This is a genomic window from Bradyrhizobium xenonodulans, assembly GCF_027594865.1.
Taxonomy (GTDB): Bacteria; Pseudomonadota; Alphaproteobacteria; order Rhizobiales; family Xanthobacteraceae; genus Bradyrhizobium; species Bradyrhizobium xenonodulans.
Map to the genome: position 1 here is coordinate 2,474,687 of NZ_CP089391.1, position 16,304 is coordinate 2,490,990.

Consider the following 16,304-nt stretch of genomic DNA (forward strand, 5'->3'; position numbering starts at 1 on the left):
CCTGATTTTTTTATTTGGCAGTGGTGCCGGGAGATTATCACATCAGCCCGGCGGCCGCTCCGCTTCGCTGCATAGCTGCTCGACAAGCTCCGCAAGCGGGCGCGAGCCGTCGACGTACACCACCGGGCAGGGCAGGCCCGCGAGCCATGCTTCATGCTTGGCGAGACTGCGGCCTTCGCGATCGCCGGCTTCGTAATGGGAGGCCCATTCGACAAAAGATTCAGTCTCCTCGCGGCGCCAGCCGCCCGGTGCGACGGCGTCAGCGTCGAAATGGGCGGCCTCGCGGGCGCGCAATCGCTCCAGCCGGATTTCGCGCGGCGTGGCCACGAAGACGACGAGATCGAAGAACGGGACGAGTTCTTCGCCCCAGCCTGTGACTGACCCGCTCAGCACCCAATCCAGACGCGGCAGAAACATCTCGCGCATCCGGCGCAGGCGCTCGGCGGCGGTGCGCGTCGTCTGGTAGGGCGGCACGGTCGGCAGCCAGAAATAGTCGTCGCTGTCGTGATGCGGAAGCGCAAGCCGGTTCGCCGATGCGCGGCCGAGCGTCGTTGCGCCGGAGCCCGAAGCTCCCATCAGATGGATGCGGCGGCTCTTCATCGGCATCGGCCCAAGAGATATGAACTACTGCCCCGACGGTGTGCGCAGCCCGTGCCAGGCGTCGCGAACCTGCTGGTAATGCACCTCGGGCAGGTAGTCCGGCGTGTTCAGGCTCAAGGTCTTGACGTCGAGATGGCCGACGGCGCTGAGCAGGGTGTAGGAGGCGATCACGCGGTCGCGCAGTGCGCCGATCAGGCGGGCCTTGGCCTGGATCAGATCGGCCTGCGAGTTCAGCACGTCCACCGTCGTGCGCTGTCCCCCGGCGGCCTCGCGCTGCACGCCTCCAAGTGCCACGGTCGCCGCCTTCACCTCGGACTCCGAGGCCGAGACGGCGATCTTGGCGCCTTCATTGGCAACCCAGGCGCTGGTCGCCGCCGTGCGCGCCTGATTGCGCACCTGGTCGAGCACGAGCCGGCTCTGTGCCGTGATCTCCTTGGCCTGCCGGGTCTGTGCGGCGGCCTGGCCGCCGTCATAGATCGGCGCAGTGACGTTGGCGACGATCGAGGCCTGGTCTTCGGCGAAGGTGCCGAGCGTCGGGTCGTTGTTGCGGCTTTTGCTGGCGCTGCCCTGGAGGCTGGCGCTCGGCAGCAATGCGCCTTCGGCGATGCGGATGTTGGTGGAGGCGACATCGACGTCGAAGCCTGCCGCCATCACCGCCGGATGCTGGCGGATCGCCATCGAGAGCGCATCCTCGCGGCTCTTCGGCAGATAGCGGTCGACGACTTCGGCGGCCCGGAGCTGTGACGGCGCATTGCCGATCACCTGTGCGTAGACCGCCTGGCTCACCGCCAGCGCGACTTCCGCGGCGTTGAGATCGGCAAGTCCGCGGTTGAGACGCGCTTCGGCCTGGGCGCTGTCGGTCGGCGTGACGTCGCCGGCGTTGAGACGTCGCTGGGTCACGGACAGCGTCTCGCGCAGGAACGCGACGTTGGAGCGCTGCGCCTCGACCAGCGACTGGTTGGCCAGCACGTTGGTGTAGGCGGTGACGGCGTCGAGCAGCACGCCCTGGCCGACATTGCGCAGCGCTTCGCGGCCGGACTGCACCTGGAGTTCCGCGGCGCGCACGCTGTTGGCGGTGCGGAACCCGTTGAACAGGGTTTGCGTCACGGTGACGCCGATGACCCACGGCTTCAAATTGGCGGTCTGGACGGTGTTGTCGGGCAGAAGATTGCGCACCGATTGCAGGCCGGCGCTCAGGCTCGCCACGATCTGCGGGCGGTAGCCGGCGAGCGCCTGCGGCACGTTCTCGTCCGTGGCGCGTTGCCGCGCCCGCTCGGCATTGAGTTGCGGATTGGTCTGGTAGGCTTTGGCGAGCGCCTCCGGCAGGGCCTCGGCCCATACGGCGGAGGGTAGGGCGCACGCGAGCGCCAGCGTGGTCCATGTCGCAAGCACAGGAGCCACGCCCGATCGACGCCGCGTCATCTCGCGACCAGCTCTGGCGGTACGCCCAATCATGTAATCCCGCTAAACCCCGGCTGTCCGCCCCCGCCGACGGTGGCCTCTTAGCTGTTTAACCAGCCGAGGTCCCGCAGGCAAACTGCCGCGGGGAAAACCCCCATCTATTCCGTGCTTGTTGCAGGCGCGTCACAGCATTTTTGCGGGCAGACGCCGGAGCCTTACACCAGCCTGACCGTTCGCTGGCGTCAGCGGTTCTTGTTCACCGGCTTGCGCTTCTCGATGAACGCCGCCATGCCCTCGGAGCGGTCTTCCAGCGCGAAGGTGGAATGAAACAGGTTGCGCTCGACGCTCATGCCTTCGGCGAGCGTGGTCTCGAAGGCGCGGTTGACCGCCTCCTTGGCCATGGCGACGGCGGGGCGCGACATCGAGGCGATCTTCTCGGCCGCCGCCATCACCTCGTCCATGAGCTTGTCGGCGGGCACGATGCGGCTGACGAGGCCGCTGCGCTCGGCTTCCGCCGCATCCATCATGCGGCCGGTGAGGCAGAGGTCCATCGCCTTCGACTTGCCGATCGCACGGGTCAGGCGCTGGGTGCCGCCGATGCCGGGGATGGTGCCGAGGGTGATTTCGGGCTGACCGAACTTGGCGGTGTCGGCGGCGATGATGAAGTCGCACATCATGGCGAGCTCGCAGCCGCCGCCGAGGGCATAGCCCGCGACCGCGGCAATGGTCGGCTTGCGGCAGCGCGCGATGCGGTCGCCGCCGATCGCGGCGAAATCCTCGGAGAACATGTCGATGAAGCCTTTCGGCTGCATCTCCTTGATGTCGGCTCCGGCGGCAAAGGCCTTCTCGCTGCCGGTCACGACGATGCAGCCGATGGCGTCATCGGCCTCGAGATCGTCGACGGCCGCGGCGATCTCGCGGAAGACGCCGAAGGAGAGCGCGTTGAGCATCTTCGGCCGGTTCAGCTTGATGATGCCGACCGCGCCTGTGCTTTCGACGATGATGTGTTCGAACGTGCTCATGTTCCACCCACGCTTTTGATTGGGTGGGCAATGTGCCCGTTGGCGCGGATGCCTTCAAGGGGGCCGCCGGAACGCGCAGCGGGTGCGCATTCCGGACAAGGTCCGTCAGGCCAAGGATCCGGCCAAGGATTTTTAGGCCAAGGATCAAGCCATGAACATGCGCGCGGCGGAGACCAGCGTCAGCAGCGTGCCGACGCCGATGAAGATCTTGCCGATCAGCGAGCTCTGGTCCCAGGCCGAGTTCTGGCTGCTGGCCATCACCGGTGCCGGCCGGGGCTGCGCCTCGGTCGCGGCAATCACCGCCTTCTGCGGCGGCGGGTTGTCCGGTTGAGCGGCGCGATCGATGTCGTTGAGCTGGTCGGGCTCGACGACCTGGCTCTCGGCATTCTGGCTCTCGGCATTCGGGGCAGTGGTATTATCAGCGGCTGCCTGCAAATTGTCGTTGGCGCGGCCCGTCATCGCAGAGGCCGCGGCCGCCGTCGGCGTGTCGGCGGCGGCAAGCTGCGCATTGGCGTTGGCGACTTCCGGCGGCATCTGGCCGGACGCCGGCGCGTCGTTGTCGGCCTTCGCCTCGTCGGTCTTCGCCGCGGCGTCCTTCTCGGCCTTGTCGCCGGATTTCTGCACCGCCTTGTCGTCGTCACGGTGGCGCGAGGCGTGGCGCCGCTGCTTGCCGGGCTTGGCCGCCTCAGCCTGTTTGCCCGCGCTGTCCGGTTTGCCGGCTGAACTCGGCGCCGCCTGTGCAGCGCCTCCGAACAGCAGGAAAAGTCCGGCAAGAAGAATCAGTGCCGCGTGTCCGCTGGCTTTCAGCATGTTGAGGATCTCCCCAATTCCGCCCGTCCCGGGACGAAGCAGAGACCCTGGGGCGTGACCACAGCGGGGCAAAAAATGGGAATCTTCGGGCCCTACCGGGCAAAAGCGGGGCAAACCGTTTCCCGCTGCCGGTCGCCGGGTGCGGACGGGACCGATCGGTGTTATGAGCCCGTCGCGGGTTCTGCGGCCGCATCGGAGCGCGGGCTTCAGCGTCGATCACGAATTCGTGATCATGCAGGTGCCGACGTAACAAATTGAAAGAGCGGCCGAAATGCATGGTGAGGGCGCGCGTGCGCGGACGTGAGGACGAGTGGACCGGCCTGATGCGGTCGGCCATGGCAGGCGATGATGCGGCGTATCATCGCCTGTTGAAGGCGGTCACGCCTGTGCTGCGCGCGGCCGCGAGGCGGGGCCTGGCGCGGGCCGGGCAGCCCCCTGATCAGGCCGAGGATATCGTGCAGGAGATTTTGTTGGCGGTGCATCTGAAGCGGCACACCTGGGACAGCGAAGCCCCCTTCGCCCCGTGGCTGTTTGCGATCGCCCGCAACAAGCTGATCGATACGCTGCGGCGGCGTGGCAGGCGGATCTTCGTCAACATCGACGATTTCGCCGAGACGCTGCCGGGCGAGGCGCCGGAGGAGACGGCCTCGGCGGCCGAGGTCGCAACGCAGCTCAATACGCTGCCGCAGCGCCAGCGCGACGTGTTGCAGTCGATCGCGGTCGAGGCCGCCTCGATCAAGGACACGGCGTCGAAATACGCGATGAGCGAAGGTGCGGTGCGGGTCGCGCTGCACCGCGGACTTGCGGCACTGACTGCCAAACTGCGGGACCACTCGTGATGGACACCGATCAACTCATTCGCTCGCTCGCGGCCGACAACGCCCATCGCGCGCCGCGCGTCGGCGCCGTGCTGACGATGGCGCTGCTGGTGGCCGCGCCGCTGTCGATCCTGATCTTCGCGACCTTCCTTGGCGTGCGCGCCGACGTGATGAGCGCCATGCACAATCCGTTCTTCGACATGAAATTCGCGGTCACGCTGTCGCTCGCGATCCCCGCGATCATCGTCAGCCTGCATCTGTCGCGTCCCGAGGCCCTGATGCGCGGCTGGGGCTGGCTGCTGCTGCTTCCCGTCGGCCTGCTTGCGGTCGCGATCGGCGGTGAAACGATGATGGCCCCGGCAATGCCGATGACGATGCGGCTGGTCGGCAAGAACTCCAGGGTATGCCTGCTCGCGATCCCCGCGATGTCGCTGCCGCTGCTGGCAGGCGCGCTGTTCGGCCTGCGCCACGGCGCGCCGTCGCATCCGGCGCTCGCCGGTGCGCTCGCCGGCCTGCTGTCGGCCGGCCTTGCCGCGACGCTCTACGCCTCGCACTGCACCGACGACTCGCCGCTATTCGTCGCGACCTGGTACACGATTGCGACGGCACTCGTGACCGCGATCGGCGCTGCGGTCGGCTCGAGGGTCCTGCGTTTCTGAAGACGTTCCGCGCAAATCGACGCGATGTCGCGGATCCGCGATGGCCGGGCTTCGATCGCCCCATCGCGCCCGAATTCATGAACGACGCTAATAGGCTCATGCTGTTGTGAACGGCTAATCCCGGTCGCGTCTAGAAACTAACTTCGGTTGGACGACTTCTAACCAGAGCGTCGATGGACGCTGCTGTAGCAAGGGATATGCCCAACCGTGCGACAACCCAGCGCATTCGAAATGTCGCGGCGGAACCTTCTGATCGGAACCGCCACGACGGTTGCGATCGGAGCCGGCGCGCGAGCGGCCGACGCGCAGAACGCCGCGGCCGGGCTTCCGCTGCCTGCCGGGGAAGCCCCCGCGATGGCGACGGTTTCCTTCAGCGTCAACGGCGAGGCGAGGGCGTTGAAGCTGGACACGCGGACCACGCTGCTCGATGCCCTGCGCGAACATCTCCATCTCACCGGCACGAAGAAGGGGTGCGATCACGGCCAGTGCGGCGCCTGCACCGTGATCGTCGGCGGACAGCGCATCAATTCCTGCCTGACATTGGCCGTCATGCATGAGGGCGACAGCGTCACGACGATTGAAGGGCTTGGCACGCCGGAGCACATGCATCCGATGCAGGCGGCCTTCGTCAAGCACGACGGCTTTCAGTGCGGCTATTGCACGCCGGGACAGATCTGCTCGGCGGTGTCCGTGCTCCAGGAGATCAAGGCCGGAATTCCAAGCCACGTCACCGCCGACCTCAACGCTACTCCGCAATTGACGAATGCCGAACTTCGCGAGCGCATGAGCGGCAACATCTGCCGTTGCGGCGCCTACTCCAACATTGCCGAGGCGATCACCGAGGTTGCCGGGAGGCCCGCATGAAGTCCTTTACCTATGAGAAGGCGAATTCGCCCGCGGCGGCGGCATCTGCGGCCGTCAGCAACAGCAACGCGAAATTCATCGCCGGCGGCACCAACCTGCTTGATCTGATGAAGCTCGAGATCGAGACGCCGTCCCATCTGGTGGACGTCAACGGCCTGGGATTCGACAAGATCGAACCGACGCCCGACGGCGGACTTCGCATCGGCGCGCTCGTGCGCAACACGGCCCTTGCCGCCGACGAGCGGGTCCGGCGCGACTATGCCCTGCTGTCGCGCGCGCTGCTTGCCGGCGCGTCCGGGCAATTGCGCAACAAGGCGACCACCGCCGGCAATTTGCTGCAACGGACACGCTGCCCGTATTTCTATGACACCAACCAGAAGTGCAACAAACGCAGCCCGGGCAGCGGCTGCGCGGCCATCGGCGGCGTGACCCGCCAGCATGCGGTGATCGGCGCGAGCGAGGCCTGCATCGCGACGCATCCGAGCGACATGGCGATCGCCATGCGCGCGCTCGATGCGACCGTGCAGACGGTTCGTCCGGACGGCTCCATGCGAGATATTCCGATTGCCGATCTCCACCGTCTGCCGGGAGATACCCCGCACATCGAGACGACGCTGGCTTCGGGCGAGTTGATCACGTCCGTGACGCTGCCAAAGCCCGTTGGCGGAACGCAGATCTATCGGAAGGTCCGTGACCGCGCGTCCTATGCGTTCGCGCTGGTGTCGGTCGGAGCGATCGTCCAGCGCGACGGAACGGGACGCGTCGCCGTCGGCGGTGTTGCCCACAAGCCATGGCGGGTCGAGGCGGCCGAAGCCGAAATGCCGCACGGCGCCAAGGCCGTCGCCGCGCGCCTGCTCGAAGGCGCGAGGCCGACGAAGGAGAACGCATTCAAGCTTTCGCTGGTGGAGCGAACCCTTGGCGCAGTCCTGACCGAAGCGAAAGGTTGAGCCATGAAGTTCGACACGCCTGCGACCACCAACCCGATCGATCAGCTCAAGATCATCGGTCATGCGACCAGCCGGATCGACGGCCCGTTGAAGACCACCGGACGGGCCACCTATGCCTATGAGTGGCACGATGGCATCGTGCAGCCGGCCTATGGCTGCATCGTCGGCTCGGCCATTGCCAAGGGCCGGATCGCCTCGATCGACCTGTCGCTCGCCAAGGCCGCGCCGGGCGTCATCGCGATCGTCACGGCCGAGAATGCCGGCAAGCTCGGCAAGGGCAACTACAACACGGCCAAGCTGCTCGGCGGGCCTGACATCGACCACTATCATCAGGCCATCGCAGTCGTCGTCGCCGAGACGTTCGAGCAGGCCCGCGCCGCGGCCCAACTCGTCAAGGTCGATTACGCCACCGCGAAGGGATCGTTCGATCTGTCAGCCGGACGGGACGGCGCCGCAAAGCCTTCCAGTCGCGGTGACGCTCCGCCCGACACGGCGGTCGGTGATTTCAACGGCGCCTTCGCGTCCGCGCCGGTGCATCTCGATGCGAGCTACACCACGCCGGACCAGGCCCATGCGATGATGGAGCCGCATGCGTCGATGGCGGCGTGGGATGGCGACAAGCTCACGCTCTGGACCTCCAACCAGATGATTGCCTGGACCGCCGGCGACGTTGCGAAGACGCTCGGACTGCCCAAGGAGAACGTTCGGCTGATCTCGCCGTTCATCGGCGGCGGCTTTGGCGGAAAGCTGTTCCTTCGATCGGATGCGGTGCTCGCGGCGCTCGGCGCGCGCGCGGCCAACCGCCCGGTCAAGGTGGCATTGCAGCGCCCCTTAATGTTCAACAACACGACGCATCGTCCGGCGACGATCCAGCGCATTCGCATCGGTGCGAACAGGGACGGCAAGATCACTGCGATCGGGCACGAGAGCTGGTCGGGCAATTTGCCGGAGGGCCGGCCGGAGACGGCGGTCCAGCAGACCCGTCTGCTCTATGCCGGTGAGAACCGGATGACGGCGATGCGTCTTGCCATGCTGGATCTGCCCGAAGGCAACGCGATGCGCGCGCCCGGCGAGGCGCCGGGCATGATGGCGCTCGAGATCGCCATGGACGAGATGGCGGAACGGCTGGGGATCGATCCGATCGAATTCCGTGCGCGCAACGACACCCAGGTCGATCCTGAGCATCCGAACCGGCCATTCTCGCAGCGTCAGCTCGTCGAGTGCATGCGGGTCGGCGCGGAGCGCTTCCGCTGGGACAAGCGACATGCCGAGCCCCGCAAGCAGCGCGATGGCCGCTGGCTGGTCGGCATGGGCATGGCTGCCGCGTTCCGCAACAATCTTCTGATGAAGTCAGGGGCGCGCGTTCGCCTCGACGGCCAGGGGCGCGTGACCGTCGAGACCGACATGACCGATATCGGAACCGGCAGCTATACGATCATCGCCCAGACCGCCGCGGAGATGATGGGGGTGCCGCTGGAGAAGGTCGTCGTACGACTAGGCGACTCCAGCTTCCCGGTATCCGCCGGCTCCGGCGGGCAGTTCGGCGCGAACAATTCGACCTCGGGCGTCTATGCCGCCTGCGTCAAGCTGCGCGAGGCGGTGGCGCAGAAGCTCGGCTTCAACTCCGCGGACATTGCATTCGCGGATGGCCAGGTGTCGTCGGGTAACCGCAGCGTTCCGTTGGGGCAGGCGGCGTCGGACGGCGAACTCAAGGCAGAGGATTCGATCGAGTACGGCGATCTCGCCAAGACCCATCAGCAATCGACGTTCGGCGCGCATTTCGTCGAGCTCGGCGTTGACGTCGCGACCGCGGAGATCAGAGTTCGTCGCATGCTCGCCGTCTGTGCCGCAGGACGCATCCTCAACCCGAAGACGGCGCGCAGCCAGGTCATTGGCGCCATGACCATGGGCGTGGGGGCGGCACTCATGGAGGAGCTCGTGGTGGACAAGCGCGCCGGCTTTTTCGTCAATCACGACCTGGCCGGCTACGAGGTGCCCGTCCATGCGGACATTCCGCATCAGGACACGATCTTCCTGGACGAGACGGACCCGATGTCCTCGCCAATGAAGGCAAAGGGCATCGCTGAGCTCGGGATATGCGGCGTCGCCGCGGCGCTGGCCAACGCCATCTACAACGCGACCGGCATCAGGGTGCGGGATTACCCGATTACGCTGGACAAGCTGCTGGAGCACATGCCCGACGCTTGACGTGGCCTGCGGCGGCGTCACGCCGCCGGAATCGTGCCCTGCATGCGGTGGAAGCGCAGCACTTGCTGCGCGGTCGATGAGCGCAGGGCTTCATAGGTATCGCGCAGCGTCAGCATGTCGGTCTGCGAGTCGCCGGAGAGCTTTTCCCGCATGGCGATGATCGCGCGCACGCTCGACCATTGCATGCCCGCGACTTTGGCGAGGATCATCACGCCCTCGGTGCGGCTCTCGATCATCATGGTTTCGGCGGTCTCGACTGCGACGCCGGCGAGCGCCGCGAGCCCCGCATTGGTCTCGTCGAACTTGCCCTGCTCGGCGAAGGTCGTGACCTGGAACTCGTTGAGACGGCCGTCGTCGTGCAGTGACTTCACCAGCGCGCGGGCCATCTCGGTCTGCCTGGTCATGGCAGCGGCGCGGACCCGCTGGGCCGCTTCCTGGACCACGCTCGACACTTCGTCCGCGAGCTCGGGATGGGCGGCCTCCAGCTTCCTGCGCACGCTCAAGGAGGCCTTTGCGACCAGCTTCAAATAGTGATGGCGCGGCAGGTCGGGGCGCAGGCCGATGCAGGTCGCGAGGGCATCGTCGCGTTCGGCGCGCGTGACGAGGTCGGCGAGGCTTCCCTCGGAGAGCCGCGCGCCCGGATTGCTGACGGTCGATTGCACCACGTCTTCGTTGCCGCGCGTCACCAGCACCTCGGTCAGCGCTTCCGACAGCACCCGCCGCAGCGAGATCGCCTTGAGATGCGCCTGGCCCCGTGTGCGCGCGACCTCGATCAGGGTCGTCTCGTCGAGCCGTTCCGATTTCGACAGCACGGGACCGGCGATCTCGATGACCTCGTCCAGCGCGAGCGTGCGGATGATTTTCGGCGGCGCGGCCGCGATCGGCGCAAGGCGGGCGGCAAGCAGCGCCTTGGCCGAAATCTCGATCTGTTCGATCAGGCACTGGAATACGTCGTCGAACACCCTGACGTGCTCGTCGGAATAATCCACCGCGTTGCCCAGGAAGAGGTCGGTGACGCGGCGCAGCGTCTCGACCCGGCGCGCAACGGTGCCGTGCGAGAGTGCAGCCTGCAATTCCTCGAGCAGATTCTCGGATGACTTTGCGGATTTGGATCTCATTGCCCTGTCCTGGAGCGTTTGGCCCGGCGGCCGTTTCTCACGCGCCGGAGAAAAATGGATTGGTCAGCTCGTCACAATGCGGTTGCGCCCTAGCGCCTTGGCAGAATAGAGCGCGCTGTCGGCGCGCACGAGAAAAGTATCGGCAGTATCATTGTCGCGCAGCGTCACGACGCCCGCGGAAATGGTCACGCGCATGCCCGGGGAAAATGCGCTCCAGTCGAGATCGGCGACGATTCCACGCAGGCGGTCGAGCATGCGCGATGCCGCCTCGCCATCGGTGCCCGGCAGCAGCAGCAGGAATTCCTCGCCGCCGTAGCGGCCGAAGCAGTCGGCCGGGCGGATGTTGGCAAAAATGGTGATCGCGAAGGTGCGCAGCACCTCGTCGCCGACGGGGTGGCCGTGGGCATCGTTGATGCGCTTGAACCAGTCGAGGTCGATCAGCGCGATCGCGCAAGGTGCGGATGCCTGACGCGACTTTTCGATCTCTGCGTCGAGAAGCCGCATGATGCAGCGGCGGTTGTAGGAGCCGGTGAGCTCGTCGAGCTCGGCGAGCTCCTCGATGCGTTGATAGGCGGCCTTCAGCTCGATGCTGCGCCGGTACAGGATCTTGCGCAGGGTGGCGCCGAACAGGCCGAGGAAGGCGCACTGGCCGATCACCAGCACGAAGCACAGCATCGAGGCGGTCCGCTCCAGGCGGGTCGTGACCGGGAGGCCGATCGGCAGGTCCGAGCCCAGGAAGACGAATGCGAGCCCGGACGTGGCAAGCGCGAAGGTCAGCATCGCCTGGGCTGAGGTCATGCGCAGCGTGCCGAAGGCGAAGATCAGGAACAGCACGGCGATGAACGCGACCCCGACCGTCGGCACCGCGAGCAGGAACACCAGTTGCAGCGCCATATGCGCCGAGATCTGGAAGACGGTGAGGTAGTGATCCTCGAACCGGTCGCCGAAGCCGGCTTCCGACAGCACGGTGAACGTACCGATGATCAGCAATCCGCCGAGCCAGAACAGCGATGGAACGGCCATGGAGACCGCGCCGTCAAAGGCGTAGAGCAGCAGGACCGAGGCGCCGAGCGAGTAGCTCGCCACCTGGCCGATATACATCTGGCGGCGTTGCCGGATCCGGCGCGCCAAGACTTCGGGTGCCGCCGTCTCGGGCATGAGAACGAGATCCGCGACCTCAGCGGCATTCCTCTCCGGTAAGGTCGTCGCGGCCGTGTTCATTGTCCCGCCAATGGTGGATGTCAGCCCAAAAATCTACGTGCCAAGCCTTTAGGTTTGGTATCCTTTGAAACCGAATCCAAACGGCGCTCTGCAGAGCAGAGTGATGGCGGCCGGCGGGCGGAATTTGCCGGCGATTAGGCATCGTTGGCGATGCGGTCGAGCCAAAGCAGGGCTTGGTGAGACATACGTCGTGCAGGGCTGCTATGGTTCCGGGCATGTCGGGCCGTCTACGCCGGACGGCATTGCGCAGGAAAGTGCTTCACTACCATGTTACCGTTCTTGAGCGAAGCGGCCAACCGCCGCAGATGGCAAAAGGAAAATTCGCGTATGTGGGGTAGATCACACAGGCCCCCGTACGACTGCGGTAGATTGAAGAATTTCGCTCCCCTCGTCGAACCGTCCGCCGCATCGACCCGACCAACTTTGCGAGACGGCCTTTGAGCGTGACACAGGCGGCTTCGGACGAGGTCCTGATCGCCAGGATCGCTCAAGGTGACCGGCTCGCCATGCAGGTGCTGTACGGGCGGCATCATGTCAGGGTCTACAGGTTCGGGCTGAGGCTCGTGCGAGACGAGCAGGCGGCGGAAGACCTCATTAGCGAGGTATTTCTCGACGTCTGGCGTCAAGCCGGCAAGTTCGAGGGCCGATCGGCCGTTTCCACCTGGCTGCTGGCAATTACCCGATTCAAGGCCCTGTCTGCGCTCCGGCGCAGGAAGGACGTTGGATTGGACGACGAAGCTGCAAACGCGATCGAGGATTCGTCCGACGATCCGGAAATCGCGGTGCAGAAGAAGGATACCAGTGAAGCGTTGCGGGAGTGTCTGACGGGCCTCTCGCCGGATCACCGGGAGATCGTCGATCTCGTCTACTACCACGAGAAGTCCGTGGAAGAAGTGGCCGAAATCGTCGGCATTCCGGAGAACACTGTGAAGACGCGCTTGTTCTATGCGCGCAAGAAACTGGCCGAACTGCTGAAGGCAGCCGGCGTTGAGCGAGGCTGGCCATGATGGCTTTGAGCAAGAAGATGCTGGAGCAAGAGCCCAGTGAAATTGAACTGCTGCTGCCCTGGCACGCCGCCGGCACGCTCAACGCGCGCGATGCCCGCCGCGTCGAGGACGCGCTGGCACATGATCCGGAGCTCGCGAAGCAATATGCCGCGATCCGCGGCGAGTACGAAGAGACCATCCATCTGAACGAGAGCCTGGGTGCCCCGTCGGCGCGCGCCATGCAGAAACTGTTCGCCGCGATCGACGCCGAGCCGGCGCGGGCAATCACTTCGCTGCCGCTCTCGGCGCGCATCGCGACCTTCTTCGCTGGCCTGTCGCCGCGCACGCTGGCCTGGTCGGCGAGCCTCGGTGCCATCGCGCTGCTGCTGCAGGCCGGCATCATCGGCGCCGTGCTGATGAAGACCCAGACCGCGACCTTCGAGACCGCTTCCCTCTCCGTCGGCGCGCCGATCACACGCGAGCTTGGAGCTGTCTCTGCACCTGCGCGCGCGCTGGTGCGCTTCACGCCGGAGGCGCGTGTCGCCGACATCACCGCGCTGCTCGACAGCTATCAGGCTTCGATCATCGGCGATGCCAAGGGCGGCATGTTCCGTCTCCAGTTCGACAAGGCGATGAGCCAGGACGAACTCGCCTCGCTGCTCGGCAGGATGCAGCGCGAGAAGTTCGTCAATTTGGCCGTCGCGGCGCCCTAGACGCCCGCTGATCCGATGACGCGCAAGTCTGAGAGCAGGGTACGCGCCGGGGCCTACGGTTCGTCGGTCGGAGCCGCGCTACTGCTCGCCGCCTGTCTCGGCGTCGAGGTTGCGCAGGCGCAGGCGATCATGCGCACGCCGACGATCAGCGTCCCCTCGCGTACGCCGACCATTTCTCCCAGTATCGCCGCGCGCGTCAGCCCCGGTGTTGCCGCGCGGGCGGTCGGCGTCGCCCCTGGGCCGCGAGCTATCCCTGCCATCCCGCGCACGACCACCGCGCGGATGGGGCCAACGCCGGTGCTGCCCTATGCGCGTTACTCGCCGAACCTCTATCCGGCCTGCACCGGGCCCTACCGCGACGCCGGCGGCGAATGCCTGGCGCAGCCGAACGCAGGCGGCGATGGCGCGGGCAAATCGGGCAGGAAGAGCGCCGCCAAGGGGCGTGGCAACAGCCCGCTTGCCGTGGTGAATTTGCGCACCTTCGCCAATGAATTCGTGGCCGAGATTGACGGTGCATTGTCGGTGGCGGAGGCTGACGAGCTTGCCCGGCGGCACGGCTTGACGCGCGTCGCTTCCGAAAATTTTCCGCTGATCGGGGCCACGTTCGGCCTGTTTCGCATCACTGACGGCCGCGCTTACGAGACCGTGCGCCGGGAATTCGCCACTGATGCCAGCGTGCGCTCGGTGCAGGCGAACTTCCGTTACGTGCTCCAGGACCAGAAGGCGTCGACGCCGAGCGAGGGCGATCCCGCGCAATATGCACTGTCGAAGCTTCGCCTGCCGCAGGCACATACGCTGGCGCATGGCGCCAACGTGACGGTTGCCGTGATCGACTCCGGCATCGACGCCAGCCATCCCGAGCTCGCCAATTCCGTCGCCGACAATTTCGATGCGCTGGGCAGCTCCGAGGGCCCGCACGTCCACGGCACCGGCATTGCCGGCGCCATCGTGGCCCATGCCAGGCTGATGGGCAGTGCGCCCGAGGCGCGCATCATCGCCATCCGCGCCTTCGGCGGCGCCACGGGCGGTGCCCAGAGCTCGTCCTACATCATCCTGCGCTCTCTGAATTACGCCGCCGAGCACGGCGCGCAGATCGTCAATATGAGCTTTGCCGGTCCGAAGGACGCGGTGATCGAGCGCGCCATCGCGGCGACCGCCGCGCGCGGCCTCGTGCTGATCGCGGCCGCCGGCAATGCCGGCGAGAAATCACCGCCGCTCTATCCGGCTGCCAATCCCAACGTGATCGCAGTCAGCGCGACGGACCGGCAGGACAAGCTGTTCTCGGCGTCCAACCGCGGCAACTACATCGCGCTGGCGGCGCCCGGCGTCGACATCTTCCTGCCGGCGCCTGACGGCAAGTACCAGATGACGTCGGGAACCTCGTTCTCGGCTGCCTATGTCTCCGGCGTCGCGGCGCTGCTGCTCGAGCGTAATTACACATTGAAGCCGGAGGCGCTGCGTATGGCGCTGACGAAGACCGCGCGCGACCTCGGGTCACCCGGCCGTGATGATTTCTTCGGCGACGGCCAGGCCGATGCATTTGCCGCGGTGATGTCTGTTCCCGCCGACAGCGCGACGCCGGTCGCGGCGGCGTCCGGTACAACAAAACGTGAAGATGCCGGGAAGCGTCGCGAGGAGCCCGGCGTCCGCGCAATAGAACAACCTTCGCTCTCGAGTGCCGACGATAAATCCGCGATTTCTCAGGCGGATAAGCCCGCGACGCGATAGCGGCCGCGACAACTTTGCGCGCAGGCCAGGGATCAAAAAATCGAACGCCACTTTGAACGTTCAGCTCCCTGCCACGACCAAATTATGTGGGAGCGGTTATCCCTCCCCATCAGTCATATTAGGCGCGAGCGCCCATCCACCCCAAGCGCCCATATGGCTCGACCCGTCCGGTTGTCCCCCCGGACGGGTCTTTTCTTTTGGGCATCCGATTTCTCGAAGCGGCACACGAGATCAGCTTCCGGTTGAGGGAGCGCGCCCGCGTGCGTCCTCATGCGTCGGCCGGTGCAGCACACGTCGGCTATGCTTGTGCGAAGCTTGACTCGAAAACCCCTTCAAACTCCGCGCGACTACGGTGTTTTGTGACGAGACCCGTGTCGTTGCTGGACAAGTCAAAACTTTTCCACAAAATATTCATGTCGCGTCTAAATTGATTCGTGTGCGTTGCGTCGCGTCCGTATTTTTCTCCTGACGGGCTGGTTTATGACACATCGCCAAGAAGCTGTTCGCGACGCGGCTGGGGGCCGCGCCATTGCGGCACGCTGGTGCGCTCTCGCCGAGCAGCGGCTGGAACATCTCTCCGAAATGTTCGAGACCGGACGCTGGCGCCGCTATCACTCCGAGATCGCATTTCTCGAAAACATCCAGGAAGCCAAGCGCGCCGTCCAGACCTGGCGCGCGCTCGCGACCGGTGGCGACGTCGCCGCGGCGGCCGCGAGTGTCTCGCCCGCATTCGGCTGGTCCCCGGCGACCATGCCCCGCGTGTTTCCGCGCGAGGCGCAGACCATGCAGCCGAAGGCCGTCCATATCGCGCCCGAGACCGCCGTGCCGGTCAGGCTCGATCCCAAGCCGGACGTTCTCGCCGAAATCACCGAGGCCCCGCTCGCTCCGGCGGCACCGCTCGCGGCGCCTGCCGCGGTGGTATCGTTCATTGCTCCCGCTGCCGTCGCACCGCTCAAGGCTCCGGCTGCGAGGACGCCGCCAACCGCACCTGTTGTGAGGCCGCCGAACGTCGCGCCCGCTGCAATGGCACCGCTCACGGCGCCTGCCGTGAAGCCGCCGGTTGCCGCGCCTGCTGCAATGGCAGCGCTCCTGCCGCAATTCGCCCCGCCCGCCGCCGAAATCGTCGCCGCCCCCGAGCGCGTCGTCGAATTCACCTTCAGCCTCGACGGCCTGGAAGCGAAGTATCCGCTGCTGAGGAACGCGTTCTAG

General features: G+C 66.0%; 15 protein-coding genes. 9 read left to right on the top strand and 6 right to left on the bottom strand.

The window, feature by feature from the left end; genetic code table 11:
* Positions 1-42: 42 nt before the first annotated feature.
* From I3J27_RS11540 to I3J27_RS11555, 4 genes are all read right to left on the bottom strand, one after another.
* Positions 43-600, bottom strand: a complete 558-nt coding sequence (locus I3J27_RS11540) for a P-loop NTPase family protein (protein WP_270168975.1) — start codon at positions 598-600, stop codon at positions 43-45.
* Positions 601-624: 24 nt separating this feature from the next.
* Positions 625-2,022, bottom strand: coding sequence for a TolC family outer membrane protein (locus I3J27_RS11545; protein ID WP_270168978.1), 1,398 nt, complete (start codon positions 2,020-2,022; stop codon positions 625-627).
* A 221-nt stretch (positions 2,023-2,243) separates the two neighbouring features.
* Entirely contained in the window at positions 2,244-3,023 is a 780-nt protein-coding gene (locus tag I3J27_RS11550; protein WP_270168980.1) for an enoyl-CoA hydratase, read from the bottom strand.
* A 144-nt stretch (positions 3,024-3,167) separates the two neighbouring features.
* The gene (locus I3J27_RS11555) at positions 3,168-3,833 is read right to left on the bottom strand and encodes a hypothetical protein (protein ID WP_270168982.1); all 666 of its coding nucleotides are present in this window, start codon (positions 3,831-3,833) and stop codon (positions 3,168-3,170) included.
* A gap of 290 nt (positions 3,834-4,123) precedes the next feature.
* Here I3J27_RS11555 and I3J27_RS11560 point away from each other — a divergent pair, with 290 nt between their 5' ends.
* The 5 genes from I3J27_RS11560 (at position 4,124) to paoC (ending at position 9,329) form a co-directional block, all read left to right on the top strand.
* Entirely contained in the window at positions 4,124-4,672 is a 549-nt protein-coding gene (locus tag I3J27_RS11560; protein ID WP_270168985.1) for a sigma-70 family RNA polymerase sigma factor, read from the top strand.
* Entirely contained in the window at positions 4,672-5,310 is a 639-nt protein-coding gene (locus I3J27_RS11565) for an NrsF family protein (RefSeq protein ID WP_270168986.1), read from the top strand. Before I3J27_RS11560 ends, I3J27_RS11565 begins: the two co-directional genes overlap by 1 nt.
* A gap of 231 nt (positions 5,311-5,541) precedes the next feature.
* A complete protein-coding gene (paoA, locus tag I3J27_RS11570) occupies positions 5,542-6,174 on the top strand; it encodes an aldehyde dehydrogenase iron-sulfur subunit PaoA (protein WP_270172700.1) in 633 nt (210 codons plus the stop codon).
* Positions 6,171-7,121, top strand: a complete 951-nt coding sequence (locus tag I3J27_RS11575; protein ID WP_270168988.1) for an FAD binding domain-containing protein — start codon at positions 6,171-6,173, stop codon at positions 7,119-7,121. The genes paoA and I3J27_RS11575 overlap by 4 nt, the downstream gene beginning before the upstream one ends.
* Before the next feature lie 3 nt (positions 7,122-7,124).
* Positions 7,125-9,329, top strand: coding sequence for an aldehyde oxidoreductase molybdenum-binding subunit PaoC (paoC, locus tag I3J27_RS11580; RefSeq protein WP_270168993.1), 2,205 nt, complete (start codon positions 7,125-7,127; stop codon positions 9,327-9,329).
* A 17-nt stretch (positions 9,330-9,346) separates the two neighbouring features.
* Here the strand turns inward: paoC and I3J27_RS11585 are convergent, their stop codons facing one another.
* Positions 9,347-10,447: a DUF2336 domain-containing protein gene (locus I3J27_RS11585; RefSeq protein ID WP_270168998.1), complete on the bottom strand. Its 1,101-nt coding sequence runs from the start codon at positions 10,445-10,447 to the stop codon at positions 9,347-9,349.
* Between the two features lie 63 nt (positions 10,448-10,510).
* Entirely contained in the window at positions 10,511-11,668 is a 1,158-nt protein-coding gene (locus I3J27_RS11590; RefSeq protein ID WP_270169000.1) for a GGDEF domain-containing protein, read from the bottom strand.
* 437 nt (positions 11,669-12,105) lie between these two features.
* On the opposite strand from I3J27_RS11590, the gene I3J27_RS11595 reads away from it, so the two are divergent.
* From I3J27_RS11595 to I3J27_RS11610, 4 genes are all read left to right on the top strand, one after another.
* A complete protein-coding gene (locus tag I3J27_RS11595; protein WP_008140099.1) occupies positions 12,106-12,675 on the top strand; it encodes a sigma-70 family RNA polymerase sigma factor in 570 nt (189 codons plus the stop codon).
* Entirely contained in the window at positions 12,672-13,367 is a 696-nt protein-coding gene (locus tag I3J27_RS11600) for a hypothetical protein (RefSeq protein WP_270169008.1), read from the top strand. The genes I3J27_RS11595 and I3J27_RS11600 overlap by 4 nt, the downstream gene beginning before the upstream one ends.
* 15 nt (positions 13,368-13,382) lie before the next feature.
* Positions 13,383-15,095, top strand: coding sequence for a S8 family serine peptidase (locus I3J27_RS11605; protein ID WP_270169010.1), 1,713 nt, complete (start codon positions 13,383-13,385; stop codon positions 15,093-15,095).
* Between the two features lie 480 nt (positions 15,096-15,575).
* Positions 15,576-16,304 (top strand): TIGR03809 family protein, encoded by a 729-nt coding sequence (locus tag I3J27_RS11610; protein WP_270169012.1) that lies wholly within the window; start codon positions 15,576-15,578, stop codon positions 16,302-16,304.